Origin of the sequence: Edaphobacter sp. 12200R-103, from assembly GCF_010093025.1 — a bacterium.
Classification (GTDB): Bacteria; Acidobacteriota; Terriglobia; order Terriglobales; family Acidobacteriaceae; genus Edaphobacter.
On sequence record NZ_CP048114.1, the window covers coordinates 3,212,417 to 3,233,003 of the forward strand.

17 protein-coding genes are annotated in these 20,587 nt (G+C 61.8%); 7 read left to right on the forward strand and 10 right to left on the reverse strand.

Annotation, left to right across the window (positions count from 1 at the left end):
* Nucleotides 1-158: 158 nt before the first annotated feature.
* Nucleotides 159-1,823 carry a YXWGXW repeat-containing protein gene (locus tag GWR55_RS13400; RefSeq protein ID WP_238398407.1) on the reverse strand — a complete coding sequence of 555 codons (1,665 nt, stop codon included), beginning with the start codon at nucleotides 1,821-1,823 and terminating at the stop codon, nucleotides 159-161.
* A 397-nt stretch (nucleotides 1,824-2,220) separates the two neighbouring features.
* Between GWR55_RS13400 and GWR55_RS13405 the strand changes: the two genes are divergently transcribed.
* Entirely contained in the window at nucleotides 2,221-5,055 is a 2,835-nt protein-coding gene (locus GWR55_RS13405) for an aconitate hydratase (protein WP_162402705.1), read from the forward strand.
* A 332-nt stretch (nucleotides 5,056-5,387) separates the two neighbouring features.
* On the opposite strand, the gene ychF is transcribed toward GWR55_RS13405, so the two are convergent.
* Together ychF and GWR55_RS13415 are read right to left on the reverse strand one after the other, a co-directional pair.
* Nucleotides 5,388-6,485, reverse strand: a complete 1,098-nt coding sequence (ychF, locus tag GWR55_RS13410; RefSeq protein ID WP_162402706.1) for a redox-regulated ATPase YchF — start codon at nucleotides 6,483-6,485, stop codon at nucleotides 5,388-5,390.
* A 67-nt stretch (nucleotides 6,486-6,552) separates the two neighbouring features.
* Nucleotides 6,553-7,218, reverse strand: a complete 666-nt coding sequence (locus GWR55_RS13415; RefSeq protein ID WP_162402707.1) for a CGNR zinc finger domain-containing protein — start codon at nucleotides 7,216-7,218, stop codon at nucleotides 6,553-6,555.
* A gap of 41 nt (nucleotides 7,219-7,259) precedes the next feature.
* Between GWR55_RS13415 and GWR55_RS13420 the strand changes: the two genes are divergently transcribed.
* The gene (locus tag GWR55_RS13420) at nucleotides 7,260-8,189 is read left to right on the forward strand and encodes an EamA family transporter (protein ID WP_162402708.1); all 930 of its coding nucleotides are present in this window, start codon (nucleotides 7,260-7,262) and stop codon (nucleotides 8,187-8,189) included.
* Here GWR55_RS13420 and GWR55_RS13425 read toward each other — a convergent pair.
* On the reverse strand, nucleotides 8,179-8,673 hold the full coding sequence (locus GWR55_RS13425; protein WP_162402709.1) for a cytochrome P460 family protein: 495 nt from the start codon (nucleotides 8,671-8,673) through the stop codon (nucleotides 8,179-8,181). The genes GWR55_RS13420 and GWR55_RS13425 overlap by 11 nt on opposite strands.
* Nucleotides 8,670-9,629 (reverse strand): heme-binding domain-containing protein, encoded by a 960-nt coding sequence (locus GWR55_RS13430; RefSeq protein ID WP_162402710.1) that lies wholly within the window; start codon nucleotides 9,627-9,629, stop codon nucleotides 8,670-8,672. The genes GWR55_RS13425 and GWR55_RS13430 overlap by 4 nt, the downstream gene beginning before the upstream one ends.
* A 188-nt stretch (nucleotides 9,630-9,817) precedes the next feature.
* Between GWR55_RS13430 and GWR55_RS19320 the strand changes: the two genes are divergently transcribed.
* Complete coding sequence (locus tag GWR55_RS19320; protein ID WP_238398408.1) at nucleotides 9,818-10,135, forward strand: hypothetical protein; 318 nt, start codon at nucleotides 9,818-9,820, stop codon at nucleotides 10,133-10,135.
* 27 nt (nucleotides 10,136-10,162) lie between these two features.
* Nucleotides 10,163-11,065: a rhamnogalacturonan acetylesterase gene (locus GWR55_RS13435; RefSeq protein WP_238398409.1), complete on the forward strand. Its 903-nt coding sequence runs from the start codon at nucleotides 10,163-10,165 to the stop codon at nucleotides 11,063-11,065.
* A 249-nt stretch (nucleotides 11,066-11,314) separates the two neighbouring features.
* On the opposite strand, the gene GWR55_RS13440 is transcribed toward GWR55_RS13435, so the two are convergent.
* From GWR55_RS13440 to GWR55_RS13450, 3 genes are all read right to left on the reverse strand, one after another.
* The gene (locus GWR55_RS13440; RefSeq protein WP_162402711.1) at nucleotides 11,315-11,485 is read right to left on the reverse strand and encodes a hypothetical protein; all 171 of its coding nucleotides are present in this window, start codon (nucleotides 11,483-11,485) and stop codon (nucleotides 11,315-11,317) included.
* A gap of 103 nt (nucleotides 11,486-11,588) precedes the next feature.
* A complete protein-coding gene (locus GWR55_RS13445; protein WP_162402712.1) occupies nucleotides 11,589-12,050 on the reverse strand; it encodes a hypothetical protein in 462 nt (153 codons plus the stop codon).
* A 188-nt stretch (nucleotides 12,051-12,238) separates the two neighbouring features.
* The gene (locus GWR55_RS13450) at nucleotides 12,239-12,706 is read right to left on the reverse strand and encodes a GatB/YqeY domain-containing protein (protein WP_162403985.1); all 468 of its coding nucleotides are present in this window, start codon (nucleotides 12,704-12,706) and stop codon (nucleotides 12,239-12,241) included.
* A 99-nt stretch (nucleotides 12,707-12,805) separates the two neighbouring features.
* Here GWR55_RS13450 and GWR55_RS13455 point away from each other — a divergent pair, with 99 nt between their 5' ends.
* Complete coding sequence (locus GWR55_RS13455; RefSeq protein WP_162402713.1) at nucleotides 12,806-13,990, forward strand: alanine--glyoxylate aminotransferase family protein; 1,185 nt, start codon at nucleotides 12,806-12,808, stop codon at nucleotides 13,988-13,990.
* 18 nt (nucleotides 13,991-14,008) lie between these two features.
* The gene (locus GWR55_RS13460) at nucleotides 14,009-14,401 is read left to right on the forward strand and encodes a hypothetical protein (protein ID WP_162402714.1); all 393 of its coding nucleotides are present in this window, start codon (nucleotides 14,009-14,011) and stop codon (nucleotides 14,399-14,401) included.
* 31 nt (nucleotides 14,402-14,432) lie between these two features.
* Here GWR55_RS13460 and tgt read toward each other — a convergent pair whose 3' ends face one another.
* Entirely contained in the window at nucleotides 14,433-15,653 is a 1,221-nt protein-coding gene (tgt, locus tag GWR55_RS13465; RefSeq protein ID WP_162402715.1) for a tRNA guanosine(34) transglycosylase Tgt, read from the reverse strand.
* Nucleotides 15,654-15,705: 52 nt separating this feature from the next.
* Here tgt and GWR55_RS13470 point away from each other — a divergent pair, with 52 nt between their 5' ends.
* Nucleotides 15,706-16,752, forward strand: a complete 1,047-nt coding sequence (locus tag GWR55_RS13470; protein ID WP_162402716.1) for an esterase family protein — start codon at nucleotides 15,706-15,708, stop codon at nucleotides 16,750-16,752.
* 441 nt (nucleotides 16,753-17,193) lie between these two features.
* Here GWR55_RS13470 and GWR55_RS13475 read toward each other — a convergent pair whose 3' ends face one another.
* Nucleotides 17,194-20,517 carry a TonB-dependent receptor gene (locus GWR55_RS13475; protein ID WP_162402717.1) on the reverse strand — a complete coding sequence of 1,108 codons (3,324 nt, stop codon included), beginning with the start codon at nucleotides 20,515-20,517 and terminating at the stop codon, nucleotides 17,194-17,196.
* Nucleotides 20,518-20,587 lie beyond the last annotated feature (70 nt).

The window sequence follows — 20,587 nt, forward strand, 5'->3', positions numbered from 1 at the left end:
TTGCTCCCTGAATACTTTTGATCTGTCCTCTTCGAGGCTAGCATCGCGGAGAGTGAAGTCAAACACCGCCACTGCGCACCGGAGCACAGAGCGACGGAGCCAAAAAGAAAGGGGCCTGCACCACAGCAGACCCCTTTCGCTCATACATCCTCTCTGCCTTACCTTCCGTGCCCACCCCCACCGTGCCCGCCACCACCGTGCGGCTGCGGCTCCGAATGCTGCATGGGCTGCGGCGCAGGACGATATTCTGGCCGCGGCGACTGCCGGGGCATGGGCGCAGGTCGATATTGCTGCCGATACTGCTGTGGCTGCGCCGGACGCTCAATTGGCGCAGGCCGCACCTGTTGTGGCGATGGTCGAACCTGCCGGGGTGACGGGCCGGGTTGTGCATTCGGACGGATCGGTTGGACGGGCTGCACATTGGGTTGCCCTGGCCGGTACTGCGTCCGGCCCTCAGGCGGTGCGGGACGAACCTGCGGCTGTGTCGGCCTTACGTTCGGCTGGGGCCGGGCAGGCTGTACCTGCGGATTTCCCGGTTGCCCCGGACGAACCTCAGGCCGCCACGGCTGTATGTTCGGCTGGCCCGGACGAACCTGCGGCTGCTGCGGCTGTGCCGGACGGACCTGCGGCTGCGTTGGCCGCGGCTGATTCTGGCCCGGATTCTGACCGGGCCGCGGCTGGTTCTGGCCCGGGCGGATCTGGGGCCGCATCGCCATCGGACGCTGAACGCCGCGATCCGCCTGCACCGGCTGGGCCGCCGCAAACGTCGCCGGACGGCCACGGTTGGCGTTGAAGAACTGCTGACGGTTCTGGACCGCCTGCTGGCGTACCTGCATCTGCGTGCGCATCGGGGCCAGGCGAGGCTCGCGCCGCGCCGCAATCTCCGCCGGACGCGGACGCACCTGCAGGCCGCCACGGCCCCCGTTATACGAGACCCGGGTGTTGTTGATGTACGTGCGGTTGATCACCACCGGACGGCTGTATACGTTGGTGATGCGGGTTACATTGATGCGCGTGACAGCGCGGTTATAGAAGAAGCGATTCCCTCTCCAGTAACCACCGTAGAAGCCGTAACCGGGATAACCCCAGCCATAGTTGATGCCGCCATAGAAACCGATGTAGCGGCCCCAATATCCATGATGGAAGCGGTAGCGGCCGCCATAAAAGGTCCAGTAACCGGGGGTCCACAACGCGCCCGGCCAGGGAGCCGCAACCCAGACGCCGGGAACCCAGTAGTAGCCCGCCGGGGCATAGCCCCAGTAGCCCGGGGTCCACATATAGTCCGGCTCAGGCGCCGGAGGCTGGTCGTAGGTCGGCAGAGCAGGCGGAGGCTGATCGGCCTCCAGCTCTTCATAGTCTGCTTCGTCCTGGTCGGGATTGCCCTGGCCATCGTCGTAACCCTGCGCCTGCTGGTCCTCGTAGGGTTGTGCCTGATTCTGCTGCTGATCGGGCGGGGGAGCACCCTGCTGCGCTCCGGTCCGCTCATACTCCTGGGCGCGCTGCACACTCTCGTTCTGAACACCGGAAGGCGTTGGGGCCGGCTCCTGCTGCTGTTCCTGCGCCGTTGCCGGCGCTGCCGGTTGCCTTGCAGCCTGGTCCTCATTCTGTCCGCTGGTCTGTTCCTCGATCGGCGCCATGTTGGCGTCCGCCGGGTCAGGCCCCTGGTCGGCCATCGCCGCCGATGCAGCCTGCGCAGAAGAGTGGCAGCCGACAAACGCCGCTCCTCCACAGAGAACAACCCCTAACAAAATGACCGTAAAACGTCTCGAAAGGAAGACCCGGATGCGTCTCTTTCCCTCTTCGTTCATGCCCTGTCCGTTCATGGTCCCGTATGACTCCTCAATACCCCTATGAACACCGATTCATTCATTCAGATGCGTGCTTTCCCGATGAAAACCTGCGATGACTCCTCCCAAACTTCTTATCAAAAAGTCATAGCCGGGCATCCTTTTTCAGCAAAGCGCATCGCTATTCGACCACTGCAATGGAAACAGTTGAGAGCCGCTAAATGCTGGTCGTAGAATAGACGCGATGACAAGACGTCGCCCTATCCTCAAGCGTTTTCGTCACGGCCGTCCCGATCGCGGACGATGAAATCGGCCTCTATCCCGACTCTCTCCCAATAGTTTTGATACGCTTTTTCCGTCGGACCGAGGCTGCTCCTGCCAGCCTCAGGCCTCCCAACCCGCGCGCAATGCCGCGCCCTGGAGATAAAAACAGATGTCCAGCACACCGAATCATCCCGACAGCTATAAGAGCAAAGCCACCCTGAAATCCGGCTCGAAGAACTACTCCATCTTCCGCCTCGATGCCCTGAAATCCTCCGGCGTCAACCTCACCCGCCTGCCCTTCTCGCTCCGCATCCTGCTTGAGAACCTTCTGCGCCACGAAGATGGCCGCACCGTCACCGCCGACGACATCAAGTTCCTGGCCAACTGGGATCCCAAGGCGGAACCCTCGCGCGAGATCGCCTACATGCCTGCCCGCGTGCTGATGCAGGACTTCACCGGCGTCCCTGCCATCGTCGATCTCGCCGCCATGCGCGACGCGATGCGCGCCCTCGGTGGCGACCCCGAACGCATCAACCCTCTGCAGCCCGCCGAACTGGTCATCGACCACTCCGTGCAGGTCGATCAGTTCGGAACCTCCGGCTCCTACGACATCAACGCCGCGCTTGAGTTCCAGCGCAACCGCGAGCGCTACGCCTTCCTCAAGTGGGGCCAGACGGCCTTCCGTAACTTCTCCGCCGTCCCTCCCGGCATGGGCATCTGCCACCAGGTCAACCTGGAGCACCTGGCCCGCGTCGTCTTCACCACCGAGGACGGCCTCGCCTACCCCGACACCCTCGTCGGAACCGACTCCCACACCACGATGATCAATGGCCTCGGCGTCCTCGGCTGGGGCGTCGGAGGCATCGAGGCAGAGGCCGCCATGCTCGGCCAGCCGGTCTCCATGCTCGTCCCGCAGGTCGTCGGCTTCAAGCTGACCGGCAAGCTCAAGGAAGGCACCACCGCCACCGATCTCGTCCTCACCGTCACCGAGGCCCTGCGCAAGCTCGGCGTCGTCGGCAAGTTTGTCGAGTTCTACGGGCCCGGCGTGTCGGAGCTTCCGCTGGCCGACCGCGCCACCATCGCCAACATGGCCCCCGAGTACGGCGCAACCTGCGGCATCTTCCCGGTCGACAAGGAGACGCTGAACTACCTGCGCCTGACCGGCCGCAGCGCCGAGCAGATCGCCCTCGTCGAGGCGTACTACAAGGAACAGGGCATGTTCCATACCGCCGACGCCGCCGAGGCCGAGTACTCCGCGACCATCGCGCTCGATCTCTCTACCGTCGAGCCCTCCGTTGCCGGACCCAAGCGCCCGCAGGACCGCGTTCTCCTCTCCGAGGCCGGTCCCAGCTTCCAGAAGCAGCTTCCTTCGCTGCTCGGCCCCAACGCCAACGGAAATGAGGTCCGTCAGGTCCTCCGCTGGGAGGGTGAGGGCGGACACGCCTCGCTGAACGGCAACCCGGAGAGCAGCAAGGGCGCGCCCGATACCGCCGTCGCCGTGCTCGAAGCCCCCAGCGTCACCGTCAAGGACCGCTACGGCATCGATCCGGAGCCTTACCTCGATCACGGTTCCATCGTGATTGCGGCCATCACCTCCTGCACCAACACGTCGAACCCCTACGTCATGCTCGCTGCCGGCCTGCTGGCCAAAAAAGCTGTCGAGAAGGGACTCTCGACTCCTCCGTGGGTCAAGACCTCGCTCGCTCCCGGCTCGCGCGTCGTCACCGACTACTACGCCAAGGCCGGCCTCCAGACCTATCTCGACAAACTCGGCTTCCAGACCGTCGGCTATGGCTGCACCACCTGCATCGGCAACTCCGGCCCGCTGCCCTCGGATGTCTCAAAGGCCATCGAGGACCACGGCCTGGTCGCTGTCTCCGTGCTCTCCGGGAATCGCAACTTCGAAGGCCGCATCTCCCCCGACGTTCGCGCCAACTACCTGATGAGCCCTCCGCTGGTGGTGGCTTACGCTCTTGCCGGTCACATCGGCCACAACTTCGAGACCGACGCTCTCGGCAAGGACAAGAACGGCAACCCCGTCTACCTGCGCGACATCTGGCCCACCCAGCAGGAGGTCTCCGAGGTCGTCGCCGCCTCGATCGACTCCCACATGTTCGAAGAGGAGTACAGCCGCGTCACCCAGGGCGACCAGAACTGGCGCGGCCTGAAGTTCCCCGAGGGCAAGACCTACGGATGGGAGCCCGACTCGACCTACATCCGCAAGGCGCCCTACTTCGACGGCATGAAGGCCCAGCCCGATGCAGTCGATGACATCGCCGGCGCCCGCGTCCTCGCCGTGCTCGGCGACTCCGTCACCACCGACCACATCTCGCCCGCAGGCTCCATCAAGCTCAACGGACCTGCAGGCAAGTACCTCACCGACAACGGCGTCAAGCCCGCGGACTTCAACTCCTACGGCTCGCGTCGCGGCAACCACGAGGTCATGGTGCGCGGAACCTTCGCCAACGTACGGCTGCGGAACAAGCTCGCGCCAGGAACCGAGGGCGGAGTCACGCGCCTGCTCCCGGACGATGTGCCGATGTCGATCTACGACGCCTCGGTCGCCTACGCGCAGCGCAACACGCCGCTCGCCATCCTCGCGGGCAAGGAGTACGGCTCCGGTTCCTCCAGAGACTGGGCCGCCAAGGGACCCCGACTGCTGGGCATCCGCTTCGTCATCGCCGAGAGCTACGAGCGCATCCACCGCTCCAACCTCGTCGGTATGGGAATCCTGCCGCTGCAGTTCCTTCCCGGTCAGAACGTCGAGTCGCTCCACCTGACGGGCGAGGAGGTCTTCCGCGTCGGCCAACCCGGCGAGCTGAAGGCGATGCTCGACTCGAAGTTCGCTAACGGCCGGGTTATCAGCGTCTTCGCCGAGTCAGATCTGGGCAAGACCACGGAGTTCTCCGCAACCGTCCGGATTGACACCCCGCAGGAGATCCTCTACTACCAGAACGGCGGCATCCTGCAGTACGTTCTGCGCCAGCTTGCGGCGAAGAACTAAGCAGCTTCAATGAAATAGAAGATTCACTGAAATAGAAAGGGCCCGGCTGATGGTTAGCCGGGCCCTTTTTTCGTTCACCTCATGGAGTGTCCTTTGGTCGGGCGGTGCAACTATCGCCTCTTCAGTGTCATTCCGAGCGAGCGCAGCGGAGTCGAGGAACCCCCGCATTTTCGCGATGCTTGTCCTGCAAGTGACCTCACGTGAAGTATCGGGCTGTGCGAACAGATGAAAATGCGGGAGTCTCTCCACTACGGCCCTGCGGGCCTTCGGTCGAGATGACACTTTCATGGAAAGATCTGCGTTTCCCGAAGATGAAGCGTCGCTTCGCGACCCTACACGTTAAATTTGAAGAACAGAATATCCCCGTCCTTCACCACGTACTCCTTGCCTTCGGACCGCAGCAGGCCCTTCTCCTTCACCGCCTGCTCGCTGCCGTACTTGAACAAATCCTCGCAGGAGTAGCAATCCGCCTTGATAAATCCACGCTCAAAGTCAGAGTGAATCACGCCTGCCGCTCCGGGAGCCTTGGTTCCCCGGCGAATCGTCCAGGCACGAACCTCCTGCACACCCGAGGTGAAGTACGTGATCAGGTCCAGCAGCCGGTACGCCGAATGAATCAGGCGGTTCAGCCCCGGCTCCTTCAGCCCGACAGACTCCAGAAACTCGGTGCGCTCCCCCGGATCCAACTGCGCGATCTCGCTCTCCAGCGCACCGCAGATGCGCACGACCTGCGCACCCTCTTCCGCGGCACGTTTTTCCACGGCTTCCGTGTAGGCGTTGCCGGTTGTGAGGGCAGCCTCATCCACGTTGGCGACGTAAAGCTGAGGCTTCGCTGTAATCAGAAACAGCTCGCGGGCGGCTGTGCGCTCGTCATCGGTCAGGTCGGCTGTGCGCGCAGGCTTTCCGGCCTCGAGTACTGCCTTCAGCTTCGCTACCGCCGAGGCCTCCGACTTGATCTTCGCGTCCTGGGTGTTCCGCGCCAGCTTTTCCACGCGCTGCGCCCGCTTTTCCACCGTGTCCAGATCGGCCAGCAGCAGCTCGGTGTTGATGATGTCCATATCGTGCAAGGGATTGACGCCTCCCGCAACGTGGACGACCTCAGGATCGTCGAAGCAGCGGACCACGTGGCAGATCGCGTCCGTCGCGCGAATGTGGCCCAGGAACTGGTTGCCGAGACCCTCGCCCTTGCTCGCACCCTCCACCAGTCCGGCGATGTCGATAAACTCCATCGTCGTCGGGACGGTTCGGTTGGGAACCACCAGTTTGGTGATCTGGTCCAGTCGTTCGTCCGGCACCGTCACGGTCCCGGTGTTCGGGTCGATGGTGCAGAAGGGATAGTTGGCCGCCTGGGCCTTGGCCGAGGTCAGGGCGTTGAAGATGGTGGACTTGCCCACGTTGGGCAGGCCGACGATTCCGCAGTTCAATGGCAAAAGGATTTCCTCTATTTCGTCGAGCCGGGCTTTCGCTCGGAAGATTTCGCTCGAAAAAAGCTGTCTCTTACAGAATAGTCGATGCGTTGCGCCTGCGGGCCGGCCCGGAACGACGCTCGCTGCGCTGCTCACGGAACCGTCGCGCCTTGGTGCGATTTCCGCAGATCTTCATATCGCACCAGCGCCGCGTGTGGTTGCGGCTCAGGTCCAGAAACAGCCAGCGGCACTCCGCATTGGCGCACGCCCGGATCGAGCCTGCGGACTCGGAGGTCAGCAGCGCGGCCGTGGCCTCCGCCAACAGCCACACCGGCAGCAAAGCATCGTTTTCTGCAGGCCAGATCGACCGGATTCCCTTCGAGCTCCAACGCAGCGCGCGATGCGACTGCGCCACGTGCAGATGCCGATCGAGCTTCAGCAGCGCCTCCACGGGAGGCTCAAGATGCTCGAGCATGGCGTAGATCAGCTGCGCCAGACTCTCCCGCAGGTCGCGGGCCTGCTGCAGCGCGCGGGCTGCGGCGGCTCCGTCTGCCTTGCGCAGGGCCCTCGCCTGCCGCTGGCTCAACACATCGCTCTGCTCGGCGAAGCGCAAAAGATCTTCATAGGAGTTCAGCAGTTCTTCTGCGCCGGAGTCGCGAAACCTCCAGTCGAGCGTGTTAACCAGATCGAGCGCAGGGTGGCCGGCAACAAGTTGGAAGGATCTCGTCACAATCGTGTGGATAACCTCCAAAACCATGTTTACAGGTTATGCGGAGCTTCGTAAAGTAGTAACCACCTATGACGACTACGGTGGTTAGCAGAGATCGCCTGGACCGGGGCCGGAATCTGGACCCGCGCGTGATCTTCGCCTTCCTGGCCATCTACCTGCTATGGGGAACGACCTTCTTCGCGATCCGTATTGCGGTGCATGAGATTCCGCCGCTGTTTGCTGCGGGCGTGCGGATGTTTCTGGCCGGTGTCATTTTGCTGGCCTTCATGGGGATGCGCGGTGCGGCGCGGCCCACCCGGCTCGAGTGGCGAAATCTCGCGCTGATGGGCTCGCTGATGTTTGTGATCGACTATGGCGCGCTCTTCTGGGCCGAGAGATACATCCCTTCGGGAATTGCGGCGGTGCTCTCGGCGACCGTTCCGCTGATGACCATTGCGTTTGAGATCTTTGTCTTCCGTCTGCAACCGTTTCGATGGGGCTTGATTGCAGCGGTACTGCTCGGTTTCGCCGGGGTTGGAATCCTGTTGCTTCCCGACCCCCGGCAGTCGCTTCCGGTGATTCCGTGCGTGGCGATTCTGCTGGGAACGGCTGCCTGGTGCCTGGGGACGGTCCTCAGCCGCAGGCTGGTGCTGCCGGCTTCGCGTCCCGTCGCGGCCGGCGGATCGATGATGATCGGCGGAGCGGTTCTGCTGATACTGTCCGCCTTACTGGGAGAACTGCATCCATGGCCGCACGCTTCAGCACGAGCGATGTTTGCGCTGGCGTATCTGATCCTCTTCGGTTCCGTACTGGCCTTTACGGCCTACGTCTGGCTGCTGGGAAGGATGCCTGCCAGCACCGTTGCCAGCTACGCCTATGTGAATCCCGTGGTGGCGGTCGCGCTGGGGTACTTTGCAGCGGGGGAACCGCTGACCGCACATGTCGTGGCCGGTGCAGCGCTGGTGCTGGTGAGCGTCTATCTCATCCTGCGAAAGGGACGCAGACCGACTAGGGCATAACTGCAGCGCGTTCCGAGAGGATGGACACCACTCTCTTCTGAACAGTCTGTGCATCGATGTTCTCAATGCGTGCAAGCGGAGAGCCCTGATAGCGCTCATAAACGGGCGGTGCCTCAGGGGTGGATGAGATCGTGAGGAACTCCACCGACTGTGGATGCGAGGGAATCGTTGCTCCAAACCAATGCGGATCATCCCGTTGTTTCCATGTAACGACCGCAAGCACAGAGCCCTGGGGGTAGGGACCATCCGCTCCTGCACGCGCATGAGCGACGGCGGTATCGTTCCCATAGAGGGTCGACATTGTTCCCTCATGCGGAGTGGTCGACGTGGTGATGGCCTTCCACGCGAGAGGATTGTAGGGAAGATGTCCTGAAATGACCGCCAGCTTGTTTGTAGAGGCCGGCTCAGGAGAGCGCGATTGACAGCCCGTCAGGCTACAGAAGATTGCGGAGAGCGCGAGCAGCGTACCGATGGAAGTTTTCATTGTTGTCCCTCGATCGGAAAGGTGTAGACGTAGTCATTGCGACGAACGGGAGTGTGGCACCCGACGCACTCGTTGGTGAACGCTGCGTCCTTTCCATACGGCTTGAGGTCCAGACCGCGCCAGCGAGCGTATCCCCAGCCGCCCGTGGATGCATATTTCCGGCTGTCCTTGATCATGAACTCAACCTGAATAAAGCTGCCTGCGCGTGTGTTGCCGTCGTCATCGACCTGCTGGGCCCAGGCGGCCTTGGCAAAGGTCGTTCCTTGTGGCCACGGATTGATCCTGTGCTCTGCGATCGCGCGAACGGCGACATCGTTTCCGAAGATGATCCGGAGGGTGTGATTGTCGAACCGGTTCGTCGTACTTACGACCTTCCAGTCGCGATAGCCGGGAAGGTACATAATCCCATTCGGTGCGGGCGAGACTGGAGGCGAAGCCGGGCCTGTATGAATCCACTGGCTGCACTGGGCATCGGCCGCAGCTTTGACTTCTGGATTGGGAACTGCCGGGTCAGAGGAGGCGGGGTGAAGATAGTTCTTCAATACAGCGAGATCGTTGTCCGAGATTCGCGCACGGGGATGAAGCAGGGTGTATCGGGGCAAGGGCATTGCGCCAAGCTGCGCCTGATTGAGAGCCTCGTACAGTGCCCCCTTCTGCTGGCCGGCCGGCAACTTTGCGATCTCCGAGAAATTCAAGCGAGCTCTCCCCGCGTTTACATCTTTGACCACGAGCGAGTAGGCAGGCTGAATGCGATCGAACCACAGGAGCCGCGTCTGGTTGGAGTGGCAGTCGTAGCAGGAGCTCCGAAGGATTCGCTTGACCTCAGGCGGCGCCTGCACCTCGGCGGTAACGGGAGGATTTGCGAGAGTGGGTCGCACGAACTGAATCGCAAGGAAACCGGCGAAGAAAAGAAGGACGAGATAGGTCAGGATACGGACGGTCGAGCGGGCTTCCATGACACTCCTTTCCCAGTTAGAGCAATGGAAACACAGCTTCGCCTCATAGAAAAGAATGATCGCCGATAAGGAAAATTGATAACGGCCTGGGAGAAAGAAAGACCGGCGCATTTCCAAAAGGAAAATTGTTCTCGATGGGAAGATGATAGCCTTTGGTCCTGGATGCAACGACGCCTGTAGGAGCTGCGATGAAGGCTGTCTGGACGATAGGAATTTTGTGCGTGGCCGCAGTAAGCGCTTCTGCCGAGCCGATTGTATTTGAGTGCGGAACGACGTCTTCGGCCCGATTTTCGGCGTCAGCGACTGGGTTTGACCTGGTGGCACCGCCTTCGCAACAGACGAAGGCCGGCTGCGCGGGCGATGCCGCCTTCTTCGTCTCGTTTCCGGCGACCGATGGAAACTACAGGGTGACGGTAGAACTGGGCGGCGACGCTGCGGCCACGACGACCGTACGCGCGGAGTCGCGCCGGCTGATGGTGGAGCAGGAGACCACAAAGCCGGGCTAGCACAGGACCGAGAGCTTCGTCGTCAATGTGCGCACGCCAGCGATTCCCAGTGGCGACCGCGTACACCTGAAGCCCCGCGAGGTGGGCGCGCTGGACTGGGACGACAAGCTGACGCTGGAGTTCAACGGCGAGCATCCCTCGGTGCGACGGATCAAGGTAGAGGCTGTCACGAATGTGCCGACGGTATATCTTGCGGGCGACTCCACCGTGGTCGATCAGGACAAGGAGCCGTGGGCCGCATGGGGACAGATACTGCCGCGCTTCTTCGGTCCGAAGGTATCCATTGCGAATCATGCCGAGTCCGGTGAGACGATCCGTTCCTTTGAGACGGAGAAGCGGTGGGAGAAGATCTTTTCGACCATCAAGGCGGGCGATTTCCTGATGCTTCAGTTTGCGCACAACGACCAGAAGCCCGGCCGCGGCTATGTTCCGGCAGAGACGGAGTACACGGAGCTGGTTGAGAAGTATGTGGCGAAGGCGCAGGCCGTGGGAGCGCATCCGATCCTGGTGACGAGCATGAATCGCCGCAGCTTCGGCGCCGCCGGAAAGATCACCGACACGCTTGCGCCTTATCCGCAGACGCTGCGCAGCATCGCGGCAGAAGAGAAGCTGCCGCTGGTGGATCTGAATGCGATGAGCAAAGTGATGTGGGAGGCGATGGGACCGGCGGGAACCCTGAAGGCGTTCGTGCACTATCCGGCGAATACCTTTCCCGGCCAGACGAAGGAGCTGGCCGACAACACGCACTTCAACAGCTACGGCGCGTATGAGCTGGCGCTGTGCGTGGTGCAGTCGTTGCGCGACCAGAAGAGCTCGCTGGTGAAGGAGATGCGTTCCGGAATCGCGAAGTTCGACCCCGCACACCCGCAGCCGCCGTTCACGCTGCCGCTGAGTCCGATGGTGGATACGGCGACGCCTTATGGACGTTAATGCAGATGAGGTCAGGCTGTTGGCAGACGGAAGTTAACGGACAGCCTGCCAGGCCGAAGTCAACAGACAGCCGAAGGACTACCCAAAGGTGTCCTTCTGAGCGGAGCGCAGCGTCGTCGAAGGATCTGCGGTTCGCCGGCTCAGCCACCATCCTGAATCGAAGATCCCATTCGAATTCGCTCAGGGCAGGCACTTTGACTGCACGCAGGATGACATCTTCTATCGGGATGAGCTTACTCAGTGGATCCCCTAGGTTTTGGCTGCATCGTGTTCGAGAATGATGCGGGCCTCATCAAGGTTGACTCCCTCGCCGTCGACGATGAGGTTATATTCGCCGGCGTTGGGCGGCACCATGTGAACGTCCTCTACTTCGTGGCCGTTCTCGCGGAGTTGTTTGACGATCAGGTCGATGTCTACCATGCGGGCTTAGATGCGGACGTCCGCAGAAGCGATTTCTCGAGAGTGTGATAAATCAGCATCTTCTACCGGGCCGGGACGCCCGGGATGGCTCTGCCCGGAACACCTAACGGACGTAGGAGAAGGTGCCGCACCTGTCGGTGGAGTTGGCCATCTCTTCGAAGGAGAAGACAGGCGGTTTCTGCCCGGAGAAGAAGGCGAGCTGCAGGGTCTTTCCGGAGGCGGAGGCGACCATCCAGGTGACGGGCTCCGAGCCGCAGAGGCTGTTGTGGTGCTGGAACTTCTTCTCCGCCGGTATGTTGAGGCGATAGAGGTTGGCGGAGGCCTGGGCGTTGGAGTCCACGTCGAAGACCGAGCTGATCTCGGCGGCCTCGAGCGCGCGAATGTTGGAGATCGTGGTGCTGTAGAAATTGATGACGAGCTTTTCCGGCGCGAGAGCGACGTCTCCGGTGATCTGCCGGGCATTGCTGCTGGAGGCGCGCCAGTACCCCTGTTCCTGCGCCAGCGCCGGAAGGCTGCCGGCGAAGAGAGCCGCTGCGAGAAGAAGATGCGTGGTCCGGAACGTCATGTCTATAAGGATGACACCGCCGGACAGATTTGGGAAAAGAGACGTAGGACATTCCCCATCGCGGGCGGTTCCTGACGGGCATCCGGCAAACGTCTGCGGAGGTATGGGAGAGATACAGGGATTCTTCGCTGCGCTCAGAATAACGGTGCCAGCGGCGTTCGGGTCAAATGCGATCCCCTGCAGGCGCTTTACTTTGCCAGTTCTGCCTTGACGATCTCGCTGACCAGCTTGCCGTCGGCGCGCAGGCCGTTGGCGAGGATGCGCTGCTGGACGACCTTCATGGCGGCTCCCATATCTTTGGGGCCGGGCTTGGTGCCGCCTTCGGCGAGGTGAGCGATGGCTCCCTGGACGACCTGGCGGATCTCGTCTTCGCCGGCCTCTTTGGGCAGGTAGGCTTCGATGATGCCGATCTCGGTGCGCTCTTTTTCTGCCAGCTCCGGACGATTGCCCTTGGTGAAGCTCTCGACAGACTCGCGGCGCTGCTTGATGAGCGTGGAGAGAATCTGGGACTCCTCGGCGTCGGTCAGGTCTGCGCGTTTATCGATCGCCTTGTTCTTCAGGGCGGATTTGACCATACGCAGGGTCGTCAGTTTGTGCTCGTCCCTGGCCTTCATAGCGACCACAATATCCGCGTCAACCCGCTGCGCAATCGTCATTTCCATATGCTCCTTCGATTCCCCGAGACGGACTCAGGGCACTGATTCTTCATGATAGAACGCGCGCGGGCGCCCTGCCGGGTCGCTACAATAGAAGATATGATCCGCAAAACGCGCCTCTTCACTCCGGGGCCCACGCCCCTGCTTCCCGCGGCACAGTTCGCTATGGCAGCCGCCGATATTCACCACCGCACGCCTGAGTTTCGCGCACTGTACACCCGTGTGCTCGCACAGCTGAAGGAGTTCGTCGGTAGCAAGAACGACGTCATCATCCTGTCCAGCGGCGGCACCGGAGCCATGGAGGCTTCGGTCTCGAACCTGACCTCGCCGGGAGACCGCGTCCTGGTGCTGACAGCCGGGAAGTTCGGAGAGCGCTGGAGCGCCCTGACCAAGGCCTTCGGGTGCCACGTCGATGTGGTCGAGAAGCCCTACGGGCAGACCTTCACGCTGGATGAGGTAAAGGCCGCGCTGAAGCTCGAGACCCGCGCCGTGTTTGTGCAGGCCACCGAGTCTTCGACCGGCGTCCGGCATGACATCAAGGGCATCGCCGAGCTGCTGAAGTCGCAGAACTCCGAAGCGCTGCTGATCGTCGACGCGATCACCGGCCTCGGTACGACGCACCTCGACATGGACGCATGGGGCGTCGATGTGCTGATCGGCGGATCGCAGAAGGCCGTGATGATTCCTCCCGGACTGAGCTACCTGGCGATCAGCCAGCGCGCCTGGGACCGCATGGAGTCCACCTACAATCCGCGCTATTACTTCGACCTGCGCAAGGAGCGCAAGAACGCCGCCAAGGGTGAGAGCGCCTATACGCCTTCGGTCGCGCTGATCGCCGCGCTGGGTGCTTCCCTGGACTATCTCGCCGCACAGGCCGACGGCAGTGTGGCCGAGGGTCGCAAAAAGCTGGTGGACAATGCCGAGACCTGCGCCGCGATGACTCGCGCCGCAGCCAAGGCGCTGGGCTTCAAGCTGTTCGCTCCTGAGGGTTACGAGGCAGCGGCCGCGACGGCCATCCTGGCTCCTGAAGGCACCGACTCCGGAACACTGGTGAAGGGCCTGAAGTCACAGTTCGCCGCGATCGTCACCGACGGCCAGGGCGACATGAAGGGCTCGCTCTTCCGCATCGCTCACATCGGCTTCTTCGACTACATGGACACCATTGCGATCATCGGCGCGCTGGAGCAGGTCATCGCCAAGGTGAAGACGCCGCTTCCGAACTTCGAGTTCGGCAAGGGGCTTATCGCTGCGCAGAAGACCTTTGTCGAGCTGACCTCGAAGTAAGCACGGTCGATCCTGCTGATGAAGCAAACGATCCTCAAAATCGCTGCTCCTCTGCTTGCGGCCGCCGCCATCACCCTGATGGCCGGCTGCCGCAAGCCGGAGATGCAGCGCTGTGTGGATCAGCAGAACGTCGTGGTGGATGACGACCTCTGCCATGCCGTGGGAGAGCAGCGTATCCTGGGCAAGAAGCCCGAGCCCAGATCCTCGTACCGCTACTACTACGGCGGAACCGGAAGCACTGCGCCGGGAACCGTAGCCACCGGCGGAAGCCTTATGCGCGAGCGCGACCATACCTACGCGGTCGCCGGCCGGGAGCACCGGCGCCTGGAGGTGGTAGTGCCAGTCGCCGTCTTTACGACAGCAGGGGTAATCTTCTTTTTCTTCTGGGAAGGCCGTCGTAAGCGGACGTAATCTCCTGTCGCTGCCGCCGATTCTGGCGACCTCAGCCACCATCCTGAACCACAGATCCTTCGACTCCGCTCCGCTCAGGATGACACCCTTCAAACAGCGTGGATCCATCCTGGCCGGCCAGCTCTGCCCGAACCCGGTCCATCGTCGCCAGGTAGAAGTGCAGATTATGGATTGAGTTCAGCGTCAGCCCCAGCGGCTCTCCCGCCACAAACAGGTGGCGCAGATACGCCCGCGAGTACCGCGCGCACACCATGCATCCGCACGTCGCATCGATCGGCCCCTTGTCCTCGGCGTATTCCTTGCGCTTGATGTTCATGCGGACGACGCTGCCGTCCTCCGCCCGCGTGAACAGCAGTCCATGACGACCGGCGCGCGTCGGCAGAACGCAGTCCATCATGTCCACGCCCATCTTGGCGTACTCTTCAATCTCGTCCGGGTACCCCACGCCCATCACGTAGCGCGGCTTGTCCTTCGGCAGGTACTCGAGCGTTCGCGCAATCATCTCGCGGGTCACCTCGCGCGGCTCGCCCACGGCCAGCCCTCCGATCGCATAACCGGGAAACTCCATCTCGACCAGCCGCTCCGCAGACTCCTTGCGCAGGTCGGCATACATGCCGCCCTGCACGATGCCAAAGAGATTCTGCGTCGCCCCCCCAAGCTCGTCATGCCACGGAACCCTGTGGTTGTTTGCCTCGAAGTGATCCTTTGACCGCGCCGCCCAGGCATGCGTCAGCCCCATGGACTCCTTCGTGCGCTCCCAGCTCGCCGGCGTCTCCACACACTCGTCGAAGACCATCGCGATGTCCGCACCCAGCGCAATCTGCACATCCATCGAGTGCTCGGGTGAGAAGAAGTGCTTCGAGCCATCGAGGTGCGAGCGAAACTCCACGCCATCTGGCGTCACCTTACGCAGGCTGCTCAGGCTAAAGACCTGGAAGCCGCCGGAGTCCGTCAGCATCGGCCTGTCCCAGCTCATAAAGCGATGCACGCCGCCCATCCGCGCGATCAGCTCGTGCCCCGGACGCAGGTACAGGTGATAGGTATTCGCGAGAATGATCTCAGCGCCGCGTGGCTGGCCATCGGTTCGAGGCGGGCCAATCCGCTCCAGCACGCCCTGCTCGACTGTCTTGACGCTCGCCGCCGTCCCCACGGGCATAAACACAGGGGTCTGCACTGCTCCATGCGGAAGCGTGAGCACGCCTCTGCGGCCGCCACCCGCGGCGGTATTGCTGATCTCAAACTTCAAAGCCATCTTTTTAATTGTAGAAGGGATTGCGTCGCGCCCACGTTATAGTGGTTGCGCCATGAAGACCGCCCTCCTGCTCGCTCTCTCGCTCGCCGTGCTGCCCGTCTCTGCGCAGAACTACTCCGGCCCCGCGCCAGCCGCGCCTCCGCTGACCGGCGACTCGCTCCAGCAGCCCGGCGTTCCCGAGGGCAAGCTCTCCGATAAACTCGCCATCACCAGCCACATCTACGACGGCATGACCAGCAACTACTGGATCTACGTGCCCGCGCAGTACGATCCGAAAACTCCCGCCGCTGTCATGGTCTTCAACGACGGCGGCGGCTATCTCGACCGCAAGGGAAGCCACCCCGCCCTGAACGTCCTCGACAACCTGATCGCGCAGCACAAGATTCCTGTGATGATCGCCATCTTCACCGATCCCGGCGACATCTCCGGCGCGCCCGGCACTCCCACCTACAAGTTCGTCGATGCCTACTCGAAGAAATGGTCCCGCACTCTCAAGGACTCCATGCGCTCGACCGAATACGACACCGTCTCCGATCGCTACGCCCGCTTCCTCCGCGATGAGCTGATTCCCTCCGTAGCCGCAAAGTACAACCTGCGCAAGGATGCCTACAGCCACGCCATCACAGGATTGTCGTCGGGTGGCATCACCTCGTTCAACGCTGCCTGGCAGATGCCCGACGAGTTCAGCCGCGTCATCTCCTGGATCGGCAGCTTTACCGCCATTCAGTGGCACGAAGACCCCGCCGTTCCCGACGGCGGCCAGGACTACCCGGAAAAGATTCTGCGCGAACCGCACCGCAACATTCGCGTCTGGCTGCAGGACGGAGCCAACGATCAGGAGAACCCCCGCTACGGAAGCTGGCCGCTGGCTAACATCCGCATGGCCAACGCCCTCAAGCTGAAAGGGTACGACTCGCACTTCAGCTTCGGAGTCGGCCCGCACAGCCCCGGCGAAGGTGCGGCCGAGTTCCCGGAAGAGATGACCTGGCTCTGGCGCGGCTACGACCCCGCCCGCACATCCGAGACCTACGCACAGGATCCTGCAGAAGCGGCGAAGCCTCCGTTCCGCGTCAGCATCGCCAACCGCGAGGCGCACTAGAATCTTCTTCGGCAGCCGCTTCATTGCCCGTCAGTCACTCATCGACCCGTCCTTCTGAGGCAAACGGGGCCCCTGGCGAGCTTGCTCGCTGGGGCAGGGAGCCGAAGAATCCCTGTATTTTTTCCGTACCGCCACGATTCTTTCAAGCTCAAGTAGGCGGGGTGCCCCACATCTCGACTTTGAGATGTGGGCCATTCGAGCGAAGCTCAAACTTCATCCTCAACGCCAACAAAAACGCCCCCAGAAAAGTGTCATCCTGAGCGGAGCGCGGAGTCGAAGGATCTGCGGCTTGCTCGTCTCAGCCACAATCGTAAAGCCGCAGATCCTTCGACTGCGCCTCTCGCGATGATCCCGCGAGTAGCTTCGCTCAGGATGACACCTCTATACAAATCGGCCATCCCCAATCGAGGATGGCCGAATGCAGCGATATTCGTTACACACTTAGAACAGAGCCTTCAAACCGAACTGCACGATACGCGGATCGAAGGTATTGGTAATCGTCCCACCCGTCAGTCCCGTAGACGAGACGGCGATGCTGCCGCCGGGCTGGGTGAAGTTCGTATGGTTGAAGGCGTTGTACATCTCGCCACGGAACTCCACCTTCAGGCTCTCCAGCGGAGTGTCGAAGCGCTTGTTGAAGGCAATGTTCAAGGAGTTGAACGTGGGGCTGCGGCCGGGATCGCGCGCCATGTTGCCGAAGGGCGAGGTCGCCCCCGGAACGCTGGTGGGAATCTGGATCGCGTCTCTGTTGATGTACTGGATCGACGTACCTGTCGAGCTCGACTTGTCCAGCTTGTTGAGCGGCCGGCCGGGTACGCGGTTCGGGCGGTACAGGTTCGAGCCACGGTAGCTGGCCGAGATTCCCGAGACCTGGAACGCCGACGGAGGATTATAGGTGATCTGGTAAGGGAAGCCGCTCATCGCCTGGTTGACGGCCGAGACCTGCCACTGGCCAAGCACCTGGTTCACGATGCCGCCTCTGTTCAACCAGTGACGGCCATAACCAAACGGAAGCTCGTACACCAGCGAAGTGGTGTTGATGATCGGCTGGTTATACTCCGACTGCCCATAATCGGCCGCCAGGTTGCGGATGTCCTGCGGCGAGGGCGTGTTGGCCTCGAGCGAAGCTCCCGCGTTATCGAGCGCGTGCGACCAGCTGAAGGAGTTCAGCAGCGTAAGCCCCCGTACCATGCGCTGCTCATACCGCACCTGCAGCGCGTCATAGTGCGAGTAGGCCGAGTGCAGAGCGATGGTGATATCGCCATACGTGGGGATAGGCCGTGCGTAGCCTTTCGCCGGATCCTTCTGGTTCAGGTTGGCGAGTTGCAGCAGCTTCAATCCGTGGTTGCCTACGTAAGCCACATCGAACAGGATGTTCTTGGCCAGGCTCCGCTGCACATCGAGATAGTAGTTGTGGACGTAGCTGTCGCGGTAGCGGTTGCTGTCGATGTAGGTCACGTTGGCCGTGATCGGATTGAACTGAAGTGTCGAGGAAGGGAATCCCTGGTCCATCTTCACGTAGTTGGCCGCTGAACCGCCGGCGTTCGGAGCCGTCTGGGCCACCGTCACAAACAGCGCCTCAGGAGGATTGATCGCAAGGATATTTCCCGAGCCGGCGCGGTCATAGTGCGAGAAGCTGACACCGTAACCGCCGCGAATGACCGTCTTGTCATCCGCCGCATACGAGAAGCCGAAGCGCGGAGCCCAGTCGTCACGATCCGGGGAGTAGCCGTACTTGTTTCCCGTAGAGGTGACAGGCACCATCGCTCCCAGCGGGTTGGAAGCCGCAAGCGAGGGGTCGAAGTTCGACTGGCGATTATGCTCTTCCCAGTAAGGCGTCGTGTACTCGTAGCGCATGCCCATGTTGATGGTCAGCTTGGGCGTCACCTTCCAGTCGTCCTGCAGGTAAGCGAAATGAGACCGGTTGCGCAGCTGCGCGACAAAGTAGCTGGAGAGGTTGTACTGGTTCGTTGCTCCCCACAGAAAATCTGCGAAGGTATTGTCGCTGGTCGAAGTCTCCGATGTCTTGCCGCCAACGTAGTTCCGGCTGAAGCCACCGGCGAAGGTAAAGCCGCCGTACAGAGGGTTGGTATCCTGCACATCCATCCATACCTGCTGGTACTCGTAGCCGGCCTTCAGCGAGTGGTTCTTGACCACCCAGGTGTAGTTCACCTTCGGGTTCAGCAGCGAAGGGTTCTGGAACTGCGGGTTGGTCGACTGGCGACCCAGCGCGCTGAAGCCGGTGATGCTGATCGACGGGATGCCTCCAGCCACGGTCGGATCAGTGGGCAGGCCCGGAAATGCAAATCCCGGATTGGTGCCGATCGAAAGCGAGTACTTCCCAGCGCGGGTACGCGAGAATCCGAAACGCGCATCGAGCAACTGGTTCGCCCCGATCACGCGGGTATAGCCGCCTGCAATCTGCTGATCCAGAATGCGCTGCTTGCCGTTTGAGCTGCCATCCAGCGGCAGGCCGAAGATCGGGAAGTCGGTCGCGTTGGTCTTCAGGTGCGAAGCCCGCACAAAGACCGAGTTCCTCGAATTGATGGTGTAGTCCAGACGAAGGTCACCCTTATCCGTGTAGTTGTTCGAGCGCTGGAAGGTCGTAAAGTTGCTGTTCGTCGCGTTGCTCTGTCCCAGCCCCGCGATCAGGCCCGCAACGGTCCGCGCCGACGGTGAGATGTCGGGCGCATTCAGAATCGACGTTCCCGCTGCATACGGCGTCCCGGTATAGGGGTCATAGACGGTCTTTGAGAAGATACCGCTGGCCTGGTTCACCGTGGGCACGGTGGCCGACGAAATCTGCTTGCGCACCTGCCGGAAGCCCTCGTAATCCAGGAAGAAGAACAGGTGATCCCGGATGATGGGGCCGTTCACGTTACCGCCAAACTGGTTGCGATTGTACGAGGGCTTCTTGCCCCCCGGCGGACGGAAGAAGCCCGTCGCGTTCAGGTCGGTGTTGCGAAGGAACTCATACACGCGGCCATGGAACTTGTTGCCGCCCTGCGCAAAGGCCACGTTCACGACTGCGCCCGAGGCGCGGCCATACTCCGCCGTCTCGTTGTTGGTTACCACCTGGAACTGCGCGATCGAGTCCGGTGCAGGCTGGATGATCTGGTTCGAGAAGCCCTGGTTCGACTCGCCATAGGCGTTGTTGTCCATACCGTCGAGCAGGAAGTTGTTGAAGATCGAACGCTGTCCGTTCACGTTGAACGAGCCCTCACGCACCAGGCCGGTGTTGGACGTGCTGGAGTAACTCTGGGTCGTCTGCCGTACGCCCGTCGTCAGGCCGATCAGGTCCGAGTAGTTGCGGCTCACCAGCGGAAGCGCTGCCGTCTGGTACTGCGTCACAATCTGTCCGCGCTGGCTCGTATCCGTATCCACCTGCAGCGAGACGCCCGAAACCTCGACCGTTGTGCTTGTCTCGCCGATCTGCAGGGTCAGGTCGATTCTCTGCCGCGCTCCGATCGAGACCGTGATATCCGTCGCCCGGCCGGGCGCAAATCCCGTCTTGCTGACCTCAACGTTGTACTGACCTACGCGCAGGGCCGGGACCTCGTAGTCTCCCGTCTCGTTCGTCTGCCGCGTGCTCACCACACCGGTGGCGATATTTGTAACCTTCACCGTTGCATCCGGAACTACCGCACCGGAACCATCGTGGACCGTACCTACAATGCTGCCATTCTCGTATTGCGCCAGGGCCCGGCCCTGCAGCAAGACAAGACACACCAGTGCCGCTGTCAGTAAATGGAAGATCTTGCGCATACCCCTCACCCTAGCCGGGCACTGTGTATGCACCATCACGAGAAGATGAACACAAGGTTTCATCGGGCGC